Annotated in this window: 24 protein-coding genes; 19 read left to right on the top strand and 5 right to left on the bottom strand. The window is 42.7% G+C overall.

The features are described from left to right. Nucleotides 1-79: 79 nt before the first annotated feature. Nucleotides 80-1,504: an aspartate ammonia-lyase gene (gene aspA / locus NYE25_RS08410; protein ID WP_042128747.1), complete on the top strand. Its 1,425-nt coding sequence runs from the start codon at nt 80-82 to the stop codon at nt 1,502-1,504. A gap of 107 nt (nt 1,505-1,611) precedes the next feature. Here aspA and NYE25_RS08405 read toward each other — a convergent pair whose 3' ends face one another. Beyond that, entirely contained in the window at nt 1,612-2,151 is a 540-nt protein-coding gene (locus NYE25_RS08405) for a MerR family transcriptional regulator (protein ID WP_341145677.1), read from the bottom strand. Nucleotides 2,152-2,363: 212 nt separating this feature from the next. Between NYE25_RS08405 and NYE25_RS08400 the strand changes: the two genes are divergently transcribed. From NYE25_RS08400 to ybaK, 5 genes are all read left to right on the top strand, one after another. Then, on the top strand, nt 2,364-2,984 hold the full coding sequence (locus tag NYE25_RS08400; RefSeq protein ID WP_341145676.1) for a bifunctional transcriptional activator/DNA repair enzyme AdaA: 621 nt from the start codon (nt 2,364-2,366) through the stop codon (nt 2,982-2,984). Continuing rightward, nucleotides 2,974-3,507: a methylated-DNA--[protein]-cysteine S-methyltransferase gene (locus NYE25_RS08395; protein ID WP_341145675.1), complete on the top strand. Its 534-nt coding sequence runs from the start codon at nt 2,974-2,976 to the stop codon at nt 3,505-3,507. The genes NYE25_RS08400 and NYE25_RS08395 overlap by 11 nt, the downstream gene beginning before the upstream one ends. Then, nucleotides 3,504-4,322: an SPL family radical SAM protein gene (locus tag NYE25_RS08390; RefSeq protein ID WP_341145674.1), complete on the top strand. Its 819-nt coding sequence runs from the start codon at nt 3,504-3,506 to the stop codon at nt 4,320-4,322. Before NYE25_RS08395 ends, NYE25_RS08390 begins: the two co-directional genes overlap by 4 nt. Nucleotides 4,323-4,408: 86 nt before the next feature. Next, entirely contained in the window at nt 4,409-4,660 is a 252-nt protein-coding gene (locus tag NYE25_RS08385; protein ID WP_042189285.1) for a YolD-like family protein, read from the top strand. A gap of 96 nt (nt 4,661-4,756) precedes the next feature. Further along, nucleotides 4,757-5,230 carry a Cys-tRNA(Pro) deacylase gene (gene ybaK, locus NYE25_RS08380; protein ID WP_341145673.1) on the top strand — a complete coding sequence of 158 codons (474 nt, stop codon included), beginning with the start codon at nt 4,757-4,759 and terminating at the stop codon, nt 5,228-5,230. Here ybaK and NYE25_RS08375 read toward each other — a convergent pair. Then, nucleotides 5,219-5,971: a YdcF family protein gene (locus NYE25_RS08375; RefSeq protein WP_341145672.1), complete on the bottom strand. Its 753-nt coding sequence runs from the start codon at nt 5,969-5,971 to the stop codon at nt 5,219-5,221. The two genes, ybaK and NYE25_RS08375, sit on opposite strands and share 12 nt — an antisense overlap. A 250-nt stretch (nt 5,972-6,221) precedes the next feature. Between NYE25_RS08375 and NYE25_RS08370 the strand changes: the two genes are divergently transcribed. The 8 genes from NYE25_RS08370 (at nt 6,222) to NYE25_RS08335 (ending at nt 13,390) form a co-directional block, all read left to right on the top strand. Then, nucleotides 6,222-7,841 carry an RNA polymerase sigma factor gene (locus NYE25_RS08370; RefSeq protein WP_341145671.1) on the top strand — a complete coding sequence of 540 codons (1,620 nt, stop codon included), beginning with the start codon at nt 6,222-6,224 and terminating at the stop codon, nt 7,839-7,841. Nucleotides 7,842-8,245: 404 nt separating this feature from the next. Beyond that, nucleotides 8,246-8,815, top strand: a complete 570-nt coding sequence (locus NYE25_RS08365; RefSeq protein ID WP_341145670.1) for an RNA polymerase sigma factor — start codon at nt 8,246-8,248, stop codon at nt 8,813-8,815. Next, a complete protein-coding gene (locus NYE25_RS08360) occupies nt 8,808-10,289 on the top strand; it encodes a DUF4179 domain-containing protein (protein WP_341145669.1) in 1,482 nt (493 codons plus the stop codon). Before NYE25_RS08365 ends, NYE25_RS08360 begins: the two co-directional genes overlap by 8 nt. Nucleotides 10,290-10,498: 209 nt before the next feature. After that, nucleotides 10,499-10,753 carry a hypothetical protein gene (locus tag NYE25_RS08355; protein WP_341145668.1) on the top strand — a complete coding sequence of 85 codons (255 nt, stop codon included), beginning with the start codon at nt 10,499-10,501 and terminating at the stop codon, nt 10,751-10,753. 140 nt (nt 10,754-10,893) lie between these two features. Continuing rightward, entirely contained in the window at nt 10,894-11,415 is a 522-nt protein-coding gene (locus tag NYE25_RS08350) for a phosphotransferase-like protein (protein ID WP_341145667.1), read from the top strand. A 125-nt stretch (nt 11,416-11,540) separates the two neighbouring features. Then, nucleotides 11,541-11,771 (top strand): hypothetical protein, encoded by a 231-nt coding sequence (locus NYE25_RS08345; RefSeq protein WP_341145666.1) that lies wholly within the window; start codon nt 11,541-11,543, stop codon nt 11,769-11,771. 2 nt (nt 11,772-11,773) lie between these two features. Beyond that, a complete protein-coding gene (locus NYE25_RS08340; protein WP_341145665.1) occupies nt 11,774-12,574 on the top strand; it encodes an aminoglycoside 6-adenylyltransferase in 801 nt (266 codons plus the stop codon). A gap of 432 nt (nt 12,575-13,006) precedes the next feature. Continuing rightward, nucleotides 13,007-13,390, top strand: a complete 384-nt coding sequence (locus NYE25_RS08335) for an aminoglycoside adenylyltransferase domain-containing protein (RefSeq protein ID WP_341145664.1) — start codon at nt 13,007-13,009, stop codon at nt 13,388-13,390. Nucleotides 13,391-13,578: 188 nt separating this feature from the next. On the opposite strand, the gene NYE25_RS08330 is transcribed toward NYE25_RS08335, so the two are convergent. Then, nucleotides 13,579-14,595: an aminoglycoside phosphotransferase family protein gene (locus tag NYE25_RS08330; RefSeq protein ID WP_341145663.1), complete on the bottom strand. Its 1,017-nt coding sequence runs from the start codon at nt 14,593-14,595 to the stop codon at nt 13,579-13,581. Next, entirely contained in the window at nt 14,592-15,713 is a 1,122-nt protein-coding gene (rsgA, locus tag NYE25_RS08325) for a ribosome small subunit-dependent GTPase A (protein ID WP_341145662.1), read from the bottom strand. The genes NYE25_RS08330 and rsgA overlap by 4 nt, the downstream gene beginning before the upstream one ends. 658 nt (nt 15,714-16,371) lie before the next feature. On the opposite strand from rsgA, the gene NYE25_RS08320 reads away from it, so the two are divergent. Together NYE25_RS08320 and NYE25_RS08315 are read left to right on the top strand one after the other, a co-directional pair. Beyond that, a complete protein-coding gene (locus NYE25_RS08320) occupies nt 16,372-16,497 on the top strand; it encodes a hypothetical protein (RefSeq protein WP_341145661.1) in 126 nt (41 codons plus the stop codon). A gap of 18 nt (nt 16,498-16,515) precedes the next feature. Then, nucleotides 16,516-17,364 carry a phosphotransferase enzyme family protein gene (locus tag NYE25_RS08315; protein ID WP_341147702.1) on the top strand — a complete coding sequence of 283 codons (849 nt, stop codon included), beginning with the start codon at nt 16,516-16,518 and terminating at the stop codon, nt 17,362-17,364. 184 nt (nt 17,365-17,548) lie between these two features. Here the strand turns inward: NYE25_RS08315 and NYE25_RS08310 are convergent, their stop codons facing one another. Continuing rightward, nucleotides 17,549-18,757: an IS110 family transposase gene (locus NYE25_RS08310; RefSeq protein WP_341145660.1), complete on the bottom strand. Its 1,209-nt coding sequence runs from the start codon at nt 18,755-18,757 to the stop codon at nt 17,549-17,551. A 364-nt stretch (nt 18,758-19,121) separates the two neighbouring features. On the opposite strand from NYE25_RS08310, the gene NYE25_RS08305 reads away from it, so the two are divergent. From NYE25_RS08305 to NYE25_RS08295, 3 genes are all read left to right on the top strand, one after another. Continuing rightward, the gene (locus NYE25_RS08305; RefSeq protein ID WP_076286281.1) at nt 19,122-20,588 is read left to right on the top strand and encodes an amidase family protein; all 1,467 of its coding nucleotides are present in this window, start codon (nt 19,122-19,124) and stop codon (nt 20,586-20,588) included. 25 nt (nt 20,589-20,613) lie between these two features. Next, nucleotides 20,614-20,793 carry a hypothetical protein gene (locus tag NYE25_RS08300; protein WP_076286188.1) on the top strand — a complete coding sequence of 60 codons (180 nt, stop codon included), beginning with the start codon at nt 20,614-20,616 and terminating at the stop codon, nt 20,791-20,793. Between the two features lie 144 nt (nt 20,794-20,937). Further along, on the top strand, nt 20,938-21,852 hold the full coding sequence (locus NYE25_RS08295; protein WP_341145659.1) for a phosphotransferase: 915 nt from the start codon (nt 20,938-20,940) through the stop codon (nt 21,850-21,852). The last annotated feature ends 94 nt before the right edge of the window (nt 21,853-21,946 follow it).

Raw genomic sequence — 21,946 nt, 5'->3', positions numbered from 1 at the left:
ATATCTAAGTGAGACATATGAATGAATGCGCTTTCTTAAATCCGTTCAAACCTAACTCAAAGAATGCGAGGGATTTACTGTGACAGGAACTGAATTTCGTGTAGAAAATGATTTTCTAGGCAGCAAACAAGTAGATAAGAACGCATACTATGGGATTCAGACATTACGCGCAGTAGAGAATTTTCCAATTACGGGTTATAGAGTGCACAATGAATTAATCAAAGCGATGGGGATCGTAAAGAAAGCCGCTGCGCTTGCAAATATGGAAATCGGCAGGCTCTATCGTGGGCTTGGAGAAGTTGTTGTGAAAGCAGCAGATGAGATCATCGAAGGTCAATGGCACGAACAATTTATTGTAGACCCTATACAGGGTGGTGCAGGTACCTCGTTAAATATGAATGCCAATGAAGTCATTGCTAACCGAGCATTAGAGCTGCTTGGTCATGAAAAAGGAGACTATCGTCATTTAAGTCCCAACTCTCATGTGAATATGGCGCAGTCTACAAATGATGCATTCCCGACGGCTATTCATATTGCGACGCTTTCTCTTCTGGAACAACTGCTTGTAACAATGCGCAGAATGCATGAGGTGTTTGCAGACAAAGCCAAGGAATTCGATCCGGTTATAAAAATGGGACGCACGCATCTACAAGATGCAGTACCAATTCGTCTGGGCCAAGAGTTCGAGGCTTATCGCAGAGTACTTGAGAGAGATATCAAACGTATTGAACATACACGTCATCATTTGTATGAAGTGAATATGGGGGCAACGGCTGTAGGAACTGGATTAAATGCTGACCCTCGATATATCGAAGTGGTTGTAGAGCATTTGGCTGAAATAAGTGGATTGCCGCTAGTTACTGCAGATCATCTTGTGGATGCTACGCAAAATACAGATGCATACACAGAAGTATCTGCTGCCTTAAAAGTCTGCATGATGAACATGTCCAAGATTGCTAATGATCTTCGACTCATGGCCTCCGGCCCGCGGACAGGGTTTAATGAAATTTCACTACCTGCTCGCCAGCCTGGTTCCTCCATTATGCCAGGTAAAGTTAATCCGGTTATGGCAGAGGTCATCAATCAGGTAGCTTTTCAAGTGATAGGAAATGACCATACAATCTGTCTGGCTTCCCAAGCGGGTCAACTGGAACTGAATGTTATGGAGCCAGTTCTAGTGTTTAATCTCATTCAGTCCATCAGCATCATGAATAACTCCTTCCAAGTCTTCACAGATTTCTGTCTGGCTGGTATTGAAGCCAATAAAGAGAAGCTAGAGCGGGATGTGGAGCGGAGTGTCGGAATCATTACTGCGGTTAACCCACATTTGGGCTACGAAGTGGTTTCACGTATTGCTCGTGAGGCGATTTTGACAGGAGAATCTGTTCGTGAATTGTGCCTTAAGTATAATGTGTTATCCGAAGAAGAGCTCAATCTGATTCTGGACCCATACGAAATGACGCATCCAGGAATCGCAGGCTCCGCTTTATTGCAGAAGCAATAGGGGATCACCTAACCGTTAATCGCTGACTTCGTCATCCATGTCCTACGATATTTAAAAAGAACCTACTTCAACGTTAGTTAGAAGTAGGTTCTTTTTGTGTTTCAGGCTTACAGGAAAAAGAATGAGCGTAATAGACCACGTTTTCTTGGTGGAGAGGGCAACCTTGCAGTAGTAATGGGATGGGAAGCTTCATTAGATGTGAAGGCGTTGCCTTTTGAAACTTGCATGGGTTCTAGGGTTGCCGCTAATTGTTTGATCATTATCCGCAGATCCTCAAGCTCCTCACGCTGCTGAAGCAACTGTATCATGACTACTTCGTCAGCTTTTTGATCGAGTGTACGTTCAATATAATGAATCCGGGATAATATATCTTGCATAGGCTCAGCGTCTGTGGGATGAAGTGGATCTTGCGGTGACGTGGACATCTGCTTTTCATTCGAGTCAGTTAATTGAATACTCTCTAGTGGTTCTCCGTGATTAATGCGGTCTTTAATATGACTAAGCAAGCTGATTTGCTGCTCTGAGAATGTATAGTGGCCAAACCGGTCTTTTGGAAAAAAATCAGGGAACATAGCAGCCCAACGTTTGATCGTAGTCTGGCTAACGGACAGCAGCTCTGCGGCATCCTTTGTTTTCAGAATTTCCATTTTGATTCCTCCAGTTCAGGTAGTCATGTTATGAGTAATTCGTTGTTCAATTGCTGCTCCCTGCAAGGTTGACAAAGGAAGTGCGGATTCGATAAACAAAGTGTAATTACGAGCAATCTCACCATTCTTGTATTTCACTATCTTGCTTTTACATTCTAGAATGAGTACAGATGACCCAGTAGCGGGGTATACTTGGTTTAGAGGTGAATCGTATGGATAAGAGTGGAGAAGTGGAAAAGATGACTGAGGAGCAATGGCAGGCTATTTTGCAAAATGATGCAGCTTATAACGAAAAATTCTTTTATGCAGTGAAGACTACGGGAATCTTTTGCCGACCTTCCTGCAAGTCCAAAGCACCTAATCGTGAGAATGCACGTATCTTTCAAAATGCAGAACAAGCATTAGAATCTGGATTTCGTCCCTGTAAAAGATGCAAACCGACGGGTGAGCGGCTGCCGGATAAGGAATGGGTGGCTGTAATGACTGAATATATCGACAAACATTATCATGAACCTCTTACTCTTGAAACGCTGGCAGAAGTCTGTCATGGAAGCCCTTATCATCTCCATCGAACCTTCAAGAAAGTAACGGGAATCACTCCAGTGGATTATATACAGCAAAAGAGAATCGATCAGGCATCTGAATATTTGGTTACCACAGATCGGGATGTAGCTGATATTGGATTACATGTGGGTCTGCCAAATACGTCGTATTTTATTACCTTATTTAAGAAAAAGACGGGGCTTACCCCAATGAAGTATCGACAGCTTAACAAATTAGAATTAACGAATCATTCTGAATTATTCTTGGAGGTACAGAAAAATGAAGAGTAGACAAAATGCAATCATATACTGGACATTGCTAGCTTATAAGGAATGGAGTTTCTATATCGCAGCGTCGGAGAAAGGATTAAGTTATGTGGGGTCGCAGCAGAAGCCATTCGAAGAAATGAGTGACTGGATCAGCCGTAGATTTCCTGAAAGTAAACTGGTGCAGGACGATGAGAAAATGGTTCCATTTGTACAGGAACTGATCGAATATTTGCAAGGGGTACGGCAAGCATTCAGCATTCCTTTTGACTATCGTGGGACTCCATTTCAACTCGCGGTGTGGAAAGCGTTATGTGAAATCCCATATGGACAAACGTGGTCTTATTCGGACATCGCCACACATATTCAAAAGCCTGCTGCAGTACGCGCGGTAGGGACGGCCATAGGTGCAAATCCGATACTAATTACGGTGCCCTGCCACCGAGTCATTGGCAAGAATGGAACATTAACTGGCTACCGCGGGGGATTAGAGATGAAGACTAGGCTGCTTAATTTGGAAAGTGGAAAGAGTGCTCTAGAATTATGAATATTGAGATCCAGTACAAAACCCCAAAGACCTTACTAAATAAAGGGACGGGTTATCTGAACGGATATAGTCATTCTTTAAACCCATATACCGGCTGTACTTATGGCTGTTCTTATTGTTATGTGCGTCAAATGCCTGTTTCACTGTTTCGCCAAGAGGAATGGGGAACGTGGGTAGATGTCAAACAAGAAGCTGCAGCTATCTTACGCAAAGAACTCCAGAAAGCAAAGTCCCAAGGACCGGTCTCCATCTTTATGTCCTCTAGTACAGATCCATACCAACCGATTGAGCACAAGGAGCAGGTAACAAGAGCTTTGCTGGAGGTTATGGTGGAGTCCCCGCCCGATTTTCTGTTCGTGCAGACGCGCAGTCCGCTCGTACGCAGAGATATAGATTTATTATTACGCTTAGAAGACAAGGTTCGCGTGAGTATGACTGTAGAGACGGATCGTGAAGATATTCGCAAAAAATTCACACCAAGTGCTCCACCCATTTCTGCAAGATTAAAAACACTGAAATTACTGCGTGAAGCGGGCATTCCTGTTCAAGCAACCATCGCTCCGGTATTGCCAAGCAGCACTTCTTTTCCAGAGATCCTAAGGGGTTTGGTGGATAGGGTCTGTATCGACGATTATTTTATGGGAGATGGCAGTGGGGGCAAACGGACACGGAGATTAGGTATTTATTCCCTTTATGAAGAGCTGCAATTGGAAGAATGGTACGATCCGGCGGCTTATCGCAGGGTGTACGATGGACTCCGGAGTGTTTTTAATGAAGATGAGCTTTTCTTGAGCCAGAAGGGGTTCGAGCCTTAAACTGAAACATGATATAATAAACGAGAGCATTCATACTTAGTATTTTAAAATACTTAATACCTGTAATCGCTTATTGGAGGAGTAGAGTGGCAAAAGCAAAAGTGGCCAAGCGGCCCACTAGAGATGAATTTGTACTTGAGGAGCTAGGCAATCAGCTAGTTGAAGCCAAGCAAGAAGGTTCTGAGATTTTATTGACTGTATGGGGAAAAGAAGAACAGGTGCGCGGAACGATTGTAGAAATGGACTCGCGGACAGGAAAAGTACACATCAGTAAAAACGAAGGTATCGAAAAAGTTCCGTTTATGGATATTATGCAAGTTAATTATCCCAGAGATTAATGGGAACGCAGCAATAAGAGGTCCTGTGAGCCATGTTGGCTTTGGGGCCTCTTTGACCATATAGTATCGAATAGATTAAAGAGAGGTAGATCAGATATGGCAGTAACCAAAACCAACGCGATGCGAATGCTAGATGCGAAGAAAATTGGATATGAAGTGTTTATTTATGACAACGAGGATGGACTAATCCATGGTACGGCAGTTGCGGAGAAGATTGGAAAGGCGGCAGAGACGGTTTTTAAAACTTTGGTCGCTCATAGCGGAGCAAATCTTTATGTATTTGTTATACCGGTTGCTGAGGAGCTGGATCTCAAAAAGGCGGCCAAGGCCGCCGGAGAGAAAAAGATTGAGATGCTGCCAGTGAAGGACTTGCAGAAGTGGACGGGTTATATCCGTGGTGGATGTTCACCAGTCGGTATGAAAAAGCTATATCCAACGTTCATTGATAGCAGCGCAGAGAGTCAGGAAACGATAGCCGTTAGCGCCGGAAAAATTGGTCAACAAATGGATGTATCACCGCAGCTTCTTGCAGGGGTAACAAATGCGAAATTCACAGATCTAATTAAATAGATGAGCAACAAGAAGACCTAAATACTCCTTCAAGGCTGTGCCTGTAGTGGAGATGGCTCCTGGCGAAGGAGTGAACTTTGAGGGTTGCAACGAAAATTGTGCGCTGGCGATATAATCTGTAGGAAAAGCTTGCGCTGTTAGCCCTGCATTCTTGAAGTGCTGCATCGAGCGGGGCATATGAAACCCTGAAGTGACTAGTACAGGACGCTTAAGTCCCATCTCTTGTAGGATTGCGGCGGTATTTACAGCATTCTGCTCCGTGTTAAGAGATTGATTGTCGGTCAGGATATCCTCTTCGGGGACACCGAGTCCAAGGAGTTGTCTTTTGGCGATATCCGCTTCATTGCCGCTGTCGGAGAAGACTTGTCCACCAGAGAATAGGATGGGTAAACCACTTGCATTATGTAGTCGTACAGCTGTAATTAGCCGATTCGCTGCTGATCCATATAAGTTGCCCTCGCCATCAATATCCGGTGTCCCAGAGCTTGCACCTCCACCAAGCACAACGATGACATCTCCTTGCAATGTATCCGGTTGAGGATATTTTCGTTCTAAACCTCCGATTAACGCATCGCTGACTAAGGAAGTCATGGAGAAATACATAAGCAGTGTAACGCCAAGCAGGACAAGCGCAGGACGACGGTTCTTTTTCCATAACCAAATGACAAGACCGAGCAGAAGTAGGATGAAAAGTCCTGGAGGAAGCACAAAGCTGTATACAAATTTGATGATGTAAATCAACAGTATCAACCGCCTTCGTAAAGTATGAGTTCAGGTTGTATTGTAACATGAGTTGGGGTGTTCGAAGTTGCACAAAAGACCGAAACGGTCTTTTTTTATTTGATGAGAAGCCTAATCTAGAACTTGATTGGGAGCGGCATTAAGCTAAAGGGAAGGATAGTTGAATAAATTTTTCCTAAACTCCCCAACCTTTTTCGTTTTCGCTGCAGTATATATTTAAGTGCCACCGATAAGAAGGAGCTTTTAGAACATGAATAAACAACATGCTGACCGTGTCATCGAGGATTTCATCAAGCCGCTATATGGTTTTGCTTTGAACAAAACGGGAAAGATCGCCGAAGCCGAGGAGCTGGCGGGAAGAATTACGCTGGAAGTATACCAAGCGCTTCTTAAAAAGTCAGACTTCTTGGATCTGAACAGTTACGTCTTTAAGATTGCGCACTATGTATGGGCGAAATTCGTAGGCGAGAAAGTCAAAGCTTCCAACCAAATGCGGATTGATGACCAAGAGGTGATTTCCAGAGAACAGGGTTTCGACGAGATCATTCGTCAAGAAACGGCTGGCGCTTTGCGGCGGGAAATAGCTTTTTTATCTCACCAGCAACGGGCAATTGTTATCAAGTACTATTATGGTGGAATGAAAATTAGTGGAATCGCGGCTGAGCTGGGTCTTTCTAGCGGCACAATCAAATGGCATTTATTCGAAGCGAAAAAGGAGCTGAAACACAAAATGAACACCATTCGATCAATGGGTAATCTCGGCATCAACCCGATTCGCATGACAGGTTTAGGGCATAATGGATCCCCAGGAAAGAAAGGCGACACCTCTGACTTTTTAGCGACGGCGATTAGACAAAACATCGCTTTCTCAACGTATCACAAGCCACTCACGATTAATGAAATTGCTGAAGAGCTGGGCATTTCACCAGTATTTATAGAGGATGAAATCGAACTACTGGAAGAATACGGATTCATGGATAAACTACCGGGTAGAAAGTATCGTACCAATATGTACATAGAAGATCCGTCCCCAATGAAAAGAGAGGTGCTGTACCCATTGTTCAAAGAATATGCGGAGATTGCAGTCGAGCATTATTTCAAGACATTTTTCTCGATGGGTGAAGTGTTCCAAGAGACGGGTATCTACATTCCTGGCGGCGATGTCAATCTACTGTTGTGGAGCCTCATTCCGTATGCTGGTAATCAATTGAGCTTCAAAGAACTCAATAGGGTTAGCCATGAAGAGGTTTCCGTCAGCCGCAAAGATGGCGGCCATTACGCCGCTCATGCAACGATTCACAGAGAGTTTGACGTCAGTTTTGATCCTAAACAATATTATTATAGTGGAAATATGAATCGGGATTCCGATGAGTTTGCAATAAAGGCATGGCAGGTCGATACGTGGTGGTGTGGCAGGAAGGACAGTTGGCGAGACAATCTGAGTTCGGATTTCATTAGTCTGATGCATGTGATCAATGGAGATTTACCGCAAAACGATGTAAACATTGATGCCTATCGCCGTCTTTTCGATAAACAATATTTGCTGAGAACGGAATCTGACCTTGAAGTTAACATTGTTTATTGCAAGGATAAGCAAACAGGAGAACGTCTGCATGCGGCGATTCCGCAACCGTCCGAACGAATCAAAGAAGCCGCCACGAAATTGGATCAAGCTGTTTATCAAGTGAACCTCGAAGGACAACCAGATCATGCACATAAATATGTGCGTTACTGGTCACAGAACTGCATGGCGTCGGGAACCATACTCGCCTTCGTACTCAAACATTTAGTCGACATCGGTATGTTAAAAGTACCTGATCCGCATCGTAAAAAAGGCATTTCCACAATCATGTTCATGAATCAAAGCTAGCTTCAAATTAATCGAAGAAAATGAAATATTCTTTAATGCAGCAATGTGAAGATATCTCGCAGTAGCCTTCGATTTAGCTAAGAACGATTTAATAAAAGGCGATTAAGATGATTGCAGTTACAAGTTGCTCAACAAACTGAGAACTTTAGTTCATTAATGAGAGGGCTGCCAAGAGGTAGCCCTTTGTTCAGCTAACGGACAGGGTAGTTTAAGTATAAATCTGGATAATGTAGGTTGAAAACTTCTTCAGCTAAACGGTTATTATGAAAAAATGGGGGAATTAATTGATAACATCGCAAGTAGCAGTTCACCCAAGTGAGGGAAAAGTTTTTTCCTCTTTTTATGAACCAAAATACGAGAACTGGTGAATAAGAAGTGAAAGGAAAAACGAGGAGGTCTTTTAAGTGAAAGAAAATCATCATTTTCCAATACCCAAGGAAGGAGGTCAAGTTGATTTTGAAACACTTGTTCAACCTCACTTAACTAGTGCATTTCGAGTCGCTTTTTTGATCGTCCATGATTATCATCTAGCTCAGGATGCCGTTCAAGAAGCACTATGGGAAGCGTATAAATCACTTTATCGATATGATAAACGAAAAGGGACATCGTTTCGAGCTTGGTTTATAAAAATTGTGACACATCGTGCACTTAATATGGTGCGTAGAAAGAAAAATACGGAAGAATATTTGGACTCTATTGACCCTGGGCAAAACCCATTGGAGAGTATTCTTCAAAAGGAGAAAGAGCAACAGATTTGGCGAGCGATTCAGATGATGACGCTGAAACATCGCTCAGTAGTTATCCTTTACTATTATGAGGAGTTTAGTATAGCTGAAATTGCAAAAATCCTTGGTGTATTTGAGGGAACGGTAAAATCAAGGCTACATAAGGCCAGAAACTTAATTGCTGAAAAAATACAAGTTAACAAAGAAACACAGGTATTTACCGAGATGGGAGTGAACATGCATGACTAATCTTGACAAACAAATTGCACAAACTCTAAAAAATGTTGCTGGAGAATTGGATCAGCCTAGTTTTGTGATTCCTGACCAAGTGGTAGCCTATAAAAGAAAAAGGTCGCGTTTACTAGGCACTTTGGTACTTCCTGTCTTAATCAGCTGCGCTTTGCTTTTAACGATATCGGTGAGTCCTACCTTTGCGGCCTATGTTAAATCGCTATTTAATGGTTCTGATAAAGAACTGCAATATGCAGCACAGGAAGGTTTTTCACAGAAGGTAAATGCCTCTGTTACTGATCGGGGCTATACTCTTGAAATAGAGGAGATATTAGCTGATCCGATGAGAATTGTGGCTGTTTATTCGATCAAGGATCAGCAAAAGAACTTTATTCATCCGGATAAGCTTCACATAAGTAACGTAGAGGTAACAGATTTGAAAGGAAATGTGATTAAAGAAACTAAAACATATATGGTAGAAATCCAAGAAAATTACGGATATCTCACTCTAAAAAAACCGGGGGAAACAGAAGAACAAAACCTTTTATTACAGTTCGAGGGGAATCAGATCGACTCTGTTAAAGGAAATTGGGCCTTAAAGATTCCTATTGATTTAGAAAAAGCAATTAAGGCATCCAAGGTGCTATCAATCGATAAGACGTATACCACACCACAGGGACTGCAAATCAATCTAAATAGCATTATGCATTCACCGACTGCTGCCCGTGTGGATTATGAAACGAAATGGACGGAAGAGGCAAAGAAAAGATTAGTAGAGGAAAGTAAACAAGTGAAAGGAAAACTAGATTCAGTTGATCCTTATGTTCGCTATGATGATTATAAACTGAATTTTCATGTTGAAAATGAAAAAGGAGAGAAAGTAAAAGATTTAACTAGGGCGCTTGATATTTCACGCAAGGCCGTGGGAGAATACGGTCATTCTAATCGGAAGTATGGATTTGCTCCCCTGTCTCCTGATCATCAATATACACTAGTATTGGATTCTTTAGAAAAAACAGAACCGTATGCGCTAGGCGTATCATTTGAGCCAAAACAGCTTGCTGAAAAACCTGTAAGAGTAGATGAGGATGGCAAAACGATTGAGATCATGTCCGTAACCTTTGACGAACCATTAAATGAAGCATCTCCAAAGAATGAGAAGCATGCTACTATTCTGCTAGAGGCTTATTTAAAGGATATATCACATATTAATGTAGCAGATACGATTTTAATGGATGATGACACAGATAAAATTATTAATCGTTTTGGTTGGACTATAGAAGATGAAAAGGGCAAAATATTCAATGTAACAGGTGGAGATTTTAAAATGATGGGAAAGGATGAACAAGGCAGAAACCATATCCGAATAAAATTGCAAAGTGATGAAATGAAAGAACTCCCTCAAAAGCTCAGTCTTACTTCAGAATTGGCAAAAAAGAGCTATGACCTGGATTGGAATGTACCATTGCCAATGCCAAAAGAAGACAAATAAGAAAAGCGAAAGCGGAAAATCATGGCCTTTTAATTGTTTAACAGTGTCTGGTAGCAGCCGCGGGTACATCTGCACAAAATCTTGAATTTAGTAATGTCTTTATCGAGTCTCTTCAACTAACGGGGAACTATAGTTACTGAAACAAGGAGCAGATCGCCGCGGCAGCTGCTCTTTGTCTTATTGAGCGATAAAGGAGACGGGTGAATTATATGCCAAATGATTATGTTTGGGGGATTTTCGTTGCTGATGTTTCAACTGGTTTTCCAAATTTCTTTCCAATTGGTATTTATACCACACGTGAGTTAGCCATTAATGAAGTCGAAGCTTTGCCAAGAGATCACAATTATCAATTACTTCGAATGCCGCTAAATAATAACTTCGCATATTACCATAGAAAGAGTAGTAAGTTGGTTGGAATGGATACGATCCATCATGAACATTATCATTTCAAAGATGATAGTTAACCGATAGCGGTTGCTTCGGCAGCCGTTTTTTATTTGTTCACTAACGGTAGTATAGTTCAATTATAGTTGTTTTTTATTTCCAGACTTACAGTTTAAATATTAAAATGAGATTAATTGAATTAATAAGGGGCATTAACAGGATGAACAAGGGTAGAATCGTATTTTTGAACGGTGTTACGAGCTCTGGAAAAACATCAATAGTAGATGCTTTACAGTTAAAATCGCATGAATTTTTTTATGTTGTTGCCAATGACCTTTTTGAAGAAATAATAGGTGAACGTTATCTTCGTGAAGATTATTGGAAGTATTTAAGTGAAGCAATTATCATGATGTATCATACAGCCAAATTATTTTCTGACCATGGTAAAAATGTGCTTATTGACGGCATTATGGTAGATAGACCTGAGTTGAAACCGCATTATGAAAAAGTGAAGAATATATTTTCTGGTTACCCATTATACATTGTTGAAGTGTTTTGCCCTTTAGACATTTGCCGTCAGAGAAATATTGCACGAGAAAATAGAACCGAAGACCAATCTGATTGGCAACACAAAATCATGGCAAAAGATATCCAGTATAATTGTACAGTCAACACACATTTAAACACTTCCGAAGAATGCGCAGATTTGATTTTAAAAAGTATATTTGAAGATGAAGTTTGAATTACTATGCCCGAGGTGACACATTCCGGTAACGGGGAATGTTAGTATAATAGCGGTTGCTTCGGCAGCCGTTTTTATTTGTTCAACTGTCGTCCAGGTTAATTTAACAAGGAACTTATATAAAGATGAAATTTGAAGTGAGAGATGAAATGATAGAATTATCTAAAGAAAACTACGCTCACGTTCTGCCACTGTTGAAAAATCTAGCATATGAACCTGTGTTTGCATATTCCGTAATTGAGCGAAATCAATCTGGAAAAGTGTTCGTTGATCACAACGAAAATCCTACCTGCAGTAATGACAGGAGTAAACCGGTGATAAAACTATTATTAGATGAAAATACATGGGAGGTTTAGCTATGACGATTAACCGTGAGACCATTCTAAACGCAATTGTATCAGACCTTGGTATTAAAGATTATATTTTAGCTATTTGGCTAGAGGGTTCAGATGGTACTAAAACTTTGGACGAGTATTCTGATATCGATTTGGTGTGCTATACGAAAGAAGGCTGCATAGATGCTGCATTCACCCGGTTGGATGCCTGTATGCATCGATTAGGAAAAGTAGATATTGCCTATGAAGAAACTGGTCGACCCACAAATAACCGCTACAAGGTTTACCACCTACAGGAGTCATCAGATAGTCTCTTAGTTGACGTGACGATCCAAAGTGAGAGTGTCCCTGTTTTATTCATTAACGAAGACAAAACTGTCGTACCCGTTATATTGATAGATAAGACAGGTATCGTGAAGTATCAAAACGTTGATCACACGACTCACCATTCACAACTTCAATCACAATTGATACGTGCTCAGGGTATTTACAGTCAAAGGAACCGAGCTGTCAAATATACAAAACGTGGGCTTTTTTTAGAGTCGTTGATTTACTATCATAAGTATGTTGTGAATCCACTTGTAGATGTACTTCGGATAATCTATACACCATTCCAAGCTGACAGCTTCTTGGTTCATGCGTCTCGGGATTTTCCTGTCGAAGTGGTACTAACCTTGGAAAAGCTATATGGTGTAAGAACCGTAGAAGATATAGTAGATCGCATCGAATTGATAGATAAGTTGTTTCGTAATGCCGTAGCAGAGGCTCATGTCATGCTATTACAATCTAAAGAAAGCGAGAATTTAGCGGATACCAACTCATAAGCATTACTGGGTTATTGTGAGTGATCGCAGATACATAACTACGGGAACCCTACTAAAAATAGAAATTCAAAATGGAGCGATTGAATTGTTTATCCAATCATTTGAAGACGAAACACTTGAGCAATCTTTGTCCATATTTGTGGATACGGGGATTTAGATTTTCTCGTCGTAATTGGAGAGGACCTTAACCAAAATGAAATCGAACTTTTAAACAAACAAAGATCCAATTATAGATCATCCCTTCTTAGAAGATCCGTCGATAGACAAATCCCCAACCTCTATACCGATATGCTTGAGGATGCCTTTCTTACGATTAATATGCTGAATGGTGAAAAGGGCAGTGGCTTATGGTGGGGAACAAAGCGCGAATCCGTCTGGACGGAAAATAAATTAGACCTGTTCACCCTGTACACGATTAAGGAGCAGAGTATCTTGTTGTATGGTGAGTCCCATCTAAACAATATTCCATCGTACTCGAAGGAAGAGTTCATTAGTTTTTTTATGGAATATGCCAAGTGCATGCGGAAGTTTGGCAAGGGGAATAGTCTATATTCCGTCGACTGGCTCTTATTAGCTTCTAAATTTATTGCTTGGTGGCAGGAAGGTGTCATCTTGTCTAAAAGCCATGCAGCAGACTGGGGGCTTTTACATCTTAGTAGCGGATGGAAAGAGAATTTGAAGAGATGCAAGGAGCTAAGGAAGGATCCATCCATGGTAACACGTTTAGAGTATTCCGAATGGTTGAGTAATTTGGAGCCAGCCATTATTGAAGCATCACATGATCTGGACAGAGTTCTCGAAACAACAATTCATTAAACTAGAATCTTTTTAGTCCTATAAAAAAGACTGTTAATAATAGATTTTTCGCTAACAGAACACGTTAGTTAAGTGAAATAGCGACAGTCTAGAACTTTATTTCCATTGTCGATCCACCGAATGAGAGTAATGAAAGAAACTCCGAAAACCCACTATATTCAAGGGGTTTCGGAGTTCTTTTTTTAGAGTCAACCCTGCGCAGGGCTGCTCTTCATTTCATGGATTTTTTGGAGCGTATGAAGACACTTTGTTTTCTCGTCATCGTCCTCTGTGTGGAGATACCACTCTACAAGCCTGTACCCGAACATGAGAAGGATCAATTCGAAGACGCAATTATCGGCGATAGGGGATGCATCTGCATACTCCGAAAAACCTTTGTAATACGCAGGGACACATCGTTGGTAGTATTCGACCATGTGAGCGATATCCGCTTCATCTGCAATCAAGCTTGCGAGATCCTCGCCCATGTAGCCCCATCCGCATGTATCCCAGTCGATGAGCGCGATTTTCCCGTCGGCATAGATCAGGTTGGTCACCCAGAAGTCCCGATGGCATAGCACTAGGGGCAATTGCTCAATGCGGGCGAGTATCTCATCTGCGTGCTCATCGATGTCGATGAGCATTTGCCGCATGTGCTGCGGGAATTCGCAGTCCTCCGAGCGTATATAATCGTAGACGACTGGCCACGACCGGTAATGCAGATACGTATTCTTCATGAGATCTGCATGGCTCAGGTTTGTCAGGCTCTGCAGCACAGCGGGCTTCTCCGCATACAGCTTGCCTTGATAGCGTCCTAACTCCAGCGCCGCCTGTTCATACATGTCACCGGTTAAGTCTAAACCGGTTACGCCATCGATATATTCCAGCCACAGCTGGAATTCATTTTCTTCGGTATTCATCTCCGCATGGTAACATGTTGGCCAGCGGAAGGTATCCGAGAACGTCATTCCCAAGTCAGACATATAGAGATCATATTCACGGCGCCAGGAATCCGGATCGTTGTAACGTTCCCATTTCTTTTGAATTTTCAGCACGATATGGTACGGCATTTTTTCACCATCCGCGGTTTCGGCGATCCCGTTTACCAGGTGCACATTTCCCACAGTTCCGCCCTGTAACGGCATGGTTTGGTAGTCAGCCGAGATAATATCCTTCTTGAACTGTCGGCTTAAGGCATAGATCAGCGTTTCGAATTTAATATTCATTTCTTCCATCCTCCGTTTTTCTTCGTTTGCTTGCTTGACATAGCTATCGTTTTATTTCGAGCCCTCTTGTCGATGAGGTAGCTTGTTTTATCCTGGACATACTTGTGCTCATGCTGCTGGGCAACATAATACTCCCACCGTTCACGCGGCAAAGAACCGTCGGCAAGCGCGGCGAGAACGGCACAGCCCGGCTCGCCCTGATGGCGGCAATCTGCAAACCGGCATTGCGGGAACCATTCCTCCACATCGGTAAAGCTTGCACGTATGCCTTCGCCGGCATCAAAAAGCCCAAGCTCACGCATTCCCGGCGTATCGATGACCATCGTTCCTGAGGGGAGCATGAACAGCTGACGGTGCGTTGTCGTATGCCGCCCCCGGCTATCAACCTCTCGGATCGCCTGAACCCTCATTACGTCCTGTTCTATCAATGCATTGAGCAGAGATGATTTACCAACGCCGGACATGCCGAGAAAGACGACTGTTTTACCAGGCATCAAGTAGGGAGCGAGTTCGTTCAGCCCCAGGCCAGTATGACTGCAGATCGCATGAACTGGCACATCAGGGATGCTTTGTGTAACTTCTGCGAGCGGGAGATTATAATCTTCAACGAGATCAGCCTTGGTCAGAATGACGACTGGCTGACTGCCGCTCTGTCTGACTTGTGTCAGGTACCTCATGAGGCGGGTAATGTTGAAATCCCAATTCAAAGAAGAAAGAATGAACACATAGTCAAAGTTGGTTGCAACGACCTGTTCCCGCACGGTTTTGGCGTAGCCTACGGCATGCCCTGAGTAATCTGCGCGTGAGAACTTGGAACGGCGGGGCAGTACCGTAACGATGAGCGAATCTCCGCTCTCGTTGTAGCGCAGCAAGACGAAATCCCCGACGCATGGAAAATCTACGCGTGTTTCCACGCTGTGATAGAATGCTCCTTTGAGCACCGCCGTTACTTCTCCGCGCTCGGTCATGACCGTGAAGCGCTCGCGCCGAAGCTCTGTCACCCTTCCGGGCAATAATCCGTCGGGAATTGCTTCTATTTCTGTATAGCCATAGGTTTTCAGATTTATCATAGTTTTTTTGTTAGCTCCTTTAATGTTGTTTTGACGCAAAAATGCCACGGACAAGCAGCCTCTAAAGAAGCTGCTGTCACGCGGCATCAGGACGCAAAAAAGACACGACCTTCATCGTATCTTGCAAACAGCAATATTCACGAAAGGTTACTTCGGATGGCATACCAAATAATAGGGGCGTTTCCCCGCTTTTTTCGCGTATGCCTACTATTCAGTTTTAAGACCAAACCACCATATAAGTAGTTGCCATTAAAACACATCTCCCTTCGTGTCAGGAACTTGCTTATCGCTAAGCTTTCTATAAAATAACCTATTTTGGAAAAAAAATCAATGCCTGACAGCGCAGATTGTCGGCCTGCTCCATCGATTCTGCCGTTGATAAAGAACTCGCGAGCATTAAAAGTCAGCGTGAACGCTTCCTTGAGTTGTTTGAAGGAAACGGCGATGGTATATCAAAGATCAGCGAAATTGCAGAAATCGACAAGATACTCATTGAATACTAATAATTCATCATTCAACTAACGGTAGGTTAAGTGGGAGTTATTTACAAATGGAATATGTTAGTGTATTTTCTTTTTATGCATATATGGAAAGAGGAGAAAAAAATGAAACATACTATTGGGAAAAATCTTAGAGTAATGAAGTGTTAATAGAGCATTTACTAGAAGGGAGATAACACTTTGAATTAAAAATAATGAGGTGTAATATGAATCCAACAATTGAAGCCTTTTTTACGAATAAGATTGTAGTTGAAGCAGCAAAAAGGTATGGGTTCATGCCTGAAGAGTTGATTTTATTGGGGAAGAATCAAAACTTCACCTATGGAAGTTAAAACGAAGCACGTAATCTCATCATTCGGATTATACATGAATCGCACAGGACGCTTGAGCTTATACATGGTGAACTAGAATGGATACAATATCTTGCGAAAAACGGTGTTCCAGTATCCTATCCAGTGAAATCAAGTAACGGCGAGCTAATTGAAAAGATGAATGGTTTTTTTGTTGTAGCATTCCATAAAGGTCAAGGTGCCTCATGGAGTGATAAAATATCTCAAAATGAAGAGTTTAATAAATTGGGAGAAATTGCAGGGAGAATGCACGCACTAGCTAAAAAATATGTTCCTAGTACAGCCGAGATAACACGATACGACTGGCAAAAAAATAGTTATCTTCAAGAATTCATAACTTATATTCCCTCTTCCCAGAACCTTGCAATTGCTCATTTTGAATCCTTGATGCAGAGGGTCCACAAATTATCACGTGATAGTGAAAATTTTGGACTTATTCATGGTGATTTTTGTTTTGGTAACTACACAGTTCAACCAAATGGAAGCATCACTGTATTTGACTTTGATGAATGTCAATACGGATGGTTCACGCAAGATATTTCTGTTAACTTATTCTATGGTATTGCAGTGCCTAGTCCAGATGAAGATGTTCCAACTTTTGTGAAAAGGTATCTAACTTCGTTCTTGGAAGGTTACGAAAAGGAAAATACGATTGATATAAGATTATTAAGAGACTTACCACTATTTATGGATTTGAGACAAGCTATCCTTTACTCAGCTCTCTATCGAAACGGAAATATTGAAGCACTCGATGGTTGGTCTAGAGAGTTCTTGAAGCGTGCCCGATATAATATGGAAAACAATATTTCACTGATTGAACCCGATGATATTTTAAATTTTATAACTTAAAAGAGCATAAACATGAATAAACGGCAGCCAAGTTATTTGGCTGCTGTTTCTCAACTATACCAGCTAATAGCTTGTCAACATTACCAGTAAAGTGAAGCCATATCATGTGATATAGTTAAAATAAACATGCCAAATAACCCTCCAGTTCAAGCAACGATTTGGAAGGTTAAACCAATTAGATAAGTTAAGCCGAACGGAATGCCTTCTTACTTTTCAAGATAGCATGTAGCCAATGAACTAGCTTATTTGCACATGCGACCAGAGCCACTTTATGCGGCTTTCCTTCGGCTCTCTTACGATCGTAAAACTCTTTGATTCGCATATTGCGAGAACGGATAAGTCCACACTGGACAGCCAAAACCAGCGCATAACGAAGCTGTCTGGAACCACGTTTGGTGATTCGATTTCGGGTTGCCGTAAACTTACCTGAAGCGAACACACTCGGATCGATGCCTGCAAAGGCGACCAGTTGTTTTGGATGATCAAATCGGTCGATTTCACCAATTTCGGATAAAATTGTTGCAGCAATTTTATGGCCAATACCGGGAATCGACTGGATTAAATCATACTCTTCGATATCTTCAGCCAGGGCATTTATGTTCTGTTCCAACTCAGCAAGATGCTCCTGGTACTGAAGAATGAGGCTTATGAGAACTTTTAAATTGATTAAGTGGCTGGCGTACATGGTTTGTTTGAAGGGGTTTTGTTTTGCTGCCTCCAACAGCCGCATTACCCGTTCGTTAATCCAGTCCTCTGAGCGACCTCGTCTCGTCGAAAGTAGTTCTTTCAATTTGGCATTAAGCGTTTCTTCGTCCGTTTGCAAAACCGAATAGGAAGTCGGGAATTCACTTAGAAATCGTAAAGAAATGCCTGAATACATAGCACCGAAGACACCTTTGTAAGCAGGAAACACTTGATCCAGAACAGCTTGGAATTGCAACTTTGTTTGCACACACATCTTAGATAGAGACTCGTATTGCCTTGTTAGATAGCGCAGATTGAGCAGTTGCACACCTCTTTTCTTAAAAGGTTCAAACTCTTCTTTGTAGTACAGTTCTCCCAATAGGTAAGCATCTGCAGCGTCCGTCTTCACTTTACGAAGGTTGGACTTCCTAAGTCGATTTGAGATGAGCGGATTAATGACAATGTATAGATAGTGATGCTCCTCCAGGAACTGAACAACGGGACTTTGGTAATGCCCGGTTGCTTCTAGAATAATTAAAGGACTTTGACTGGATGCATGCTCGACGTCTCGAATAACTTGAAGCAGCTTTGCCAACCCTTCTCGAGTATGCTCGAAATGAAAGGTCCCTCTGTATGGTTTCCCGCGCTCTAAAAAGGCTTGTCCATGGCTTTCTTCCTTAGAAATATCTAGACCGATGACTGGATTCATGTAATCTCTCCCTGTTTTTGTAGATTTACCGGCAGCCCCTACGGTTTCTTCTTGTCGCTCCATAGCATCGCTTGTTATACGGGATCTTGCGTCCCAACCAGCCTCAATCATGGTCATGACAAGTAGGGGTGAACATTATAGCGCTCGGGATCAAGTCCCACGGGCAGGTACGTTCGGCCAGGCTACCATAATCCTCTATGGAAATGAAAATAGGATCAACCAGAAAGAACTGGTTGACCTTATAATACGAACGGGCAGGATAGTTTAATTATATTTGTTCTATCCTGGTAGTGATGTCTTCACAACGTGATACTATTGAACGTAATAAACAATATAAAACTTGTGATGGGTCGTGTACATGAATATGAAAGATCCCTTTAAGCTGAATCACTTTGACGTAGAAGAAGCAAGTATATACGAATTACAAAACGCGATGGAGCAAGGTAGATTGACTTCAAAAGAATTAGTGTTCTGCTATTTATCACGTATCGCAAAATATGATCAGGATGGTCCCCACATAAATTCCATTATGGAAATTAACCCCGATGCCATTTTCATTGCCGAAGCACTCGACATAGAACGTCAGCGCAAGGGGAGTAGAGGACCTCTTCATGGCATTCCGATTCTCGTGAAGGATAATATCGAGACCAGTGACAAGATGCGCACTAGTGCGGGGGCCTTGGCACTGGCGCAGCATGTAAGTGCGAAGGATGCTTTCCTGATTAGCCGACTAAGAGAATCCGGGGCCATCATATTAGGAAAGACGAACATGACAGAATGGGCCAATGGTATTTCCTCGACAATGTGGGCGGGTTATAGTTCAAAGGGTGGGCAGGTCGCGCACCCGTATGGTGATTTTTTCGTAGGCGGATCCAGTACTGGGTCGGCAGCTGCAGCTGCCATGAGCTTTGCGGGGGCGGCGATAGGCACAGAAACCTCTGCTTCAATTCTAAGTCCGGCCATACAAATGTCTATCGTCGGCATTAAACCGACCGTCGGCTTAATCAGCCGCTCAGGAATTATTCCTTTCTCTTATTCACAAGATACAGCAGGGCCGATGGCAAGGACGGTTTCAGATGCGGCAGTTCTGCTTAGTGCATTGGTTGGGAGGGATGAGCACGATCCAGCAACCTGGCGTAATGACCATGGTATACAAGATTACACTGCATTTTTGGACAAGGAAAGACTACAAGTAGCGAGGATTGGGGTCTTTTGTGAAGTACCGGATTACGTACGTGAGTCTGGTGAATATAATAAGGAGTTATTTGATCAAGCAGTCTCCGAATTGAAAAAAGCAGGAGCCACAGTGGTAGAAAATATCGAGATTCCTTCGTTCCATGGGCCATGGCAGTGGAACAAGATGAATTTTGAATTCAAACATGGGGTGGAAAATTATTTGCAGCGCCTTCCGGCACAAATGCCGATTCATTCATTGTCCGAGCTTATCGATTGGAATGAAAAGCATGCTGACGAAGCTCTAAAATACGGTCAAGATATGTTGAAATTCCGGGAGGGCTTAACCGAGCCGTTGAAAAATAAGGACTATATCTTGGAATCACTTATGGATTTATATCTAGCCCAGAACGAAGGAATTGATTATGCGATAAATAGTCATCAGTTAGATGCGATCATGTTTCCTGCTTATATTGGAGCGGATATATGTGCCAAAGCTGGTTATCCATCGATTGCTATCCCCGCGGGGTATGGGGCGGATGGCAGACCATTCGGCGTTACTTTTGCCGGAAAAGCATTTACCGAACCTACTTTAATTCGTATAGCTTATTCTTTTGAACAAATAACGAAACATCGCAAAAAGCCTGTATTTAACTAACGGGTACGAGACAGAGGTGAAAATAATGTGGATATGGTCTCTGGTAACTCAGAGCGGTTCCTTAGATTTTGAAGAACAATATCAACTGAACGAATACATAAAAACATTGAGCGATGATGAATTAAAAGCATCCAGGGTTTATGACCCAGATAGAAGATCGATTGACGCATTTGTATATGCTCAAATGAAAAAGTTGTTGAACTAACGGGACACGATAGTTGAATAATACAAATTGAAGAGCAGGAGCTAAGGTATCCTGCTTTTTTCATTGAACTAACGGGCAGTTATGCGTAACTTCCAGGGAATGTAAACATCTAAATAACGTAAGGAACGAGGAGGCAGACAATTCATGGGAGGAACGAATGTATGGGATGCGGAGTGGGAGGTTAACGAAGAGCAGGCGCGGACGCTGATCGGCAGACAATTCCCTCAGCTGTCATCGAAGCAAGTGAAGCGATTGGGCTGGGGCTGGGACAATACGGTTTTTCTCATCGGTGACGAGTACGTGTTCCGGTTTCCAAGAAGAACGATTGCAGTTGGCTCGATTCGTATGGAAGGGAAGCTGCTGCCGAAGCTGGAGGCATATATGACCATCTCCTATCCGAAACCGTTGTTTTATGGCGAAGCAAGTGACGAATACCCGCCACCATTTCTTGGCTATGCCTACGTGCCAGGAGATTTCCCAATCGGTTTGACGGAAGAACGCCGGGCTTTATCGGCAGAGACGCTGGCGAAATTTTTGCGGAGATTGCATGAGTTTCCGGTGCAGGCGGCGCTGAAGTGCGGAGTTCAGCAAGATCATCGAAACTTGACGGACATAGCATCGCGCAAAGTGAAATTGGAGGGCTTTCTATCGAAGGTGGTTGAACACTTGTCGCCGGAGGAGTCCGGTGTGATCGAAGCGTATATTAGCAGGCTGCAAAAGGACCGTGTCGAGGCGGTGAATGCACTGCTACATGGCGATCTTCATTTCAAAAATATGCTTGTGAATGAGAACGGGATCGTTTCCGGCATCATTGATTGGGGCGATCTGAGCGTAGGCCATCCGGCTTGCGATTTGAGCGTTGCTTATAGCTTTTTACCACCTTACGCTCGTGGCGTGTTTTTCGAAACGTACGGAGGAGCGGACGAGGAAACGAAGCTGCTGGCGCGGCTGATCGCGGTATACATCCCCATACTGATCTTAATGCAAGCGGTCGATGACGGGAATGAAGCGATTGCGGCAGAGGCGAAATCCAACATCATGCGGGCACTGTCGGATTAGGCTCATTATTTCGTTGCGGCTATGGGGCTATGGCTATCGGCACCATTTTGTCGTTTAAAGGCCGCGATAAGGTACGATCCGCCTTCTCTGATGC

The organism is Paenibacillus sp. FSL E2-8871 (assembly GCF_038000345.1).
Classification (GTDB): Bacteria; Bacillota; Bacilli; order Paenibacillales; family Paenibacillaceae; genus Paenibacillus_AQ.
Note: the sequence above shows the minus strand (reverse complement) of the source record. Positions and strands in the feature narration are given on the sequence as shown.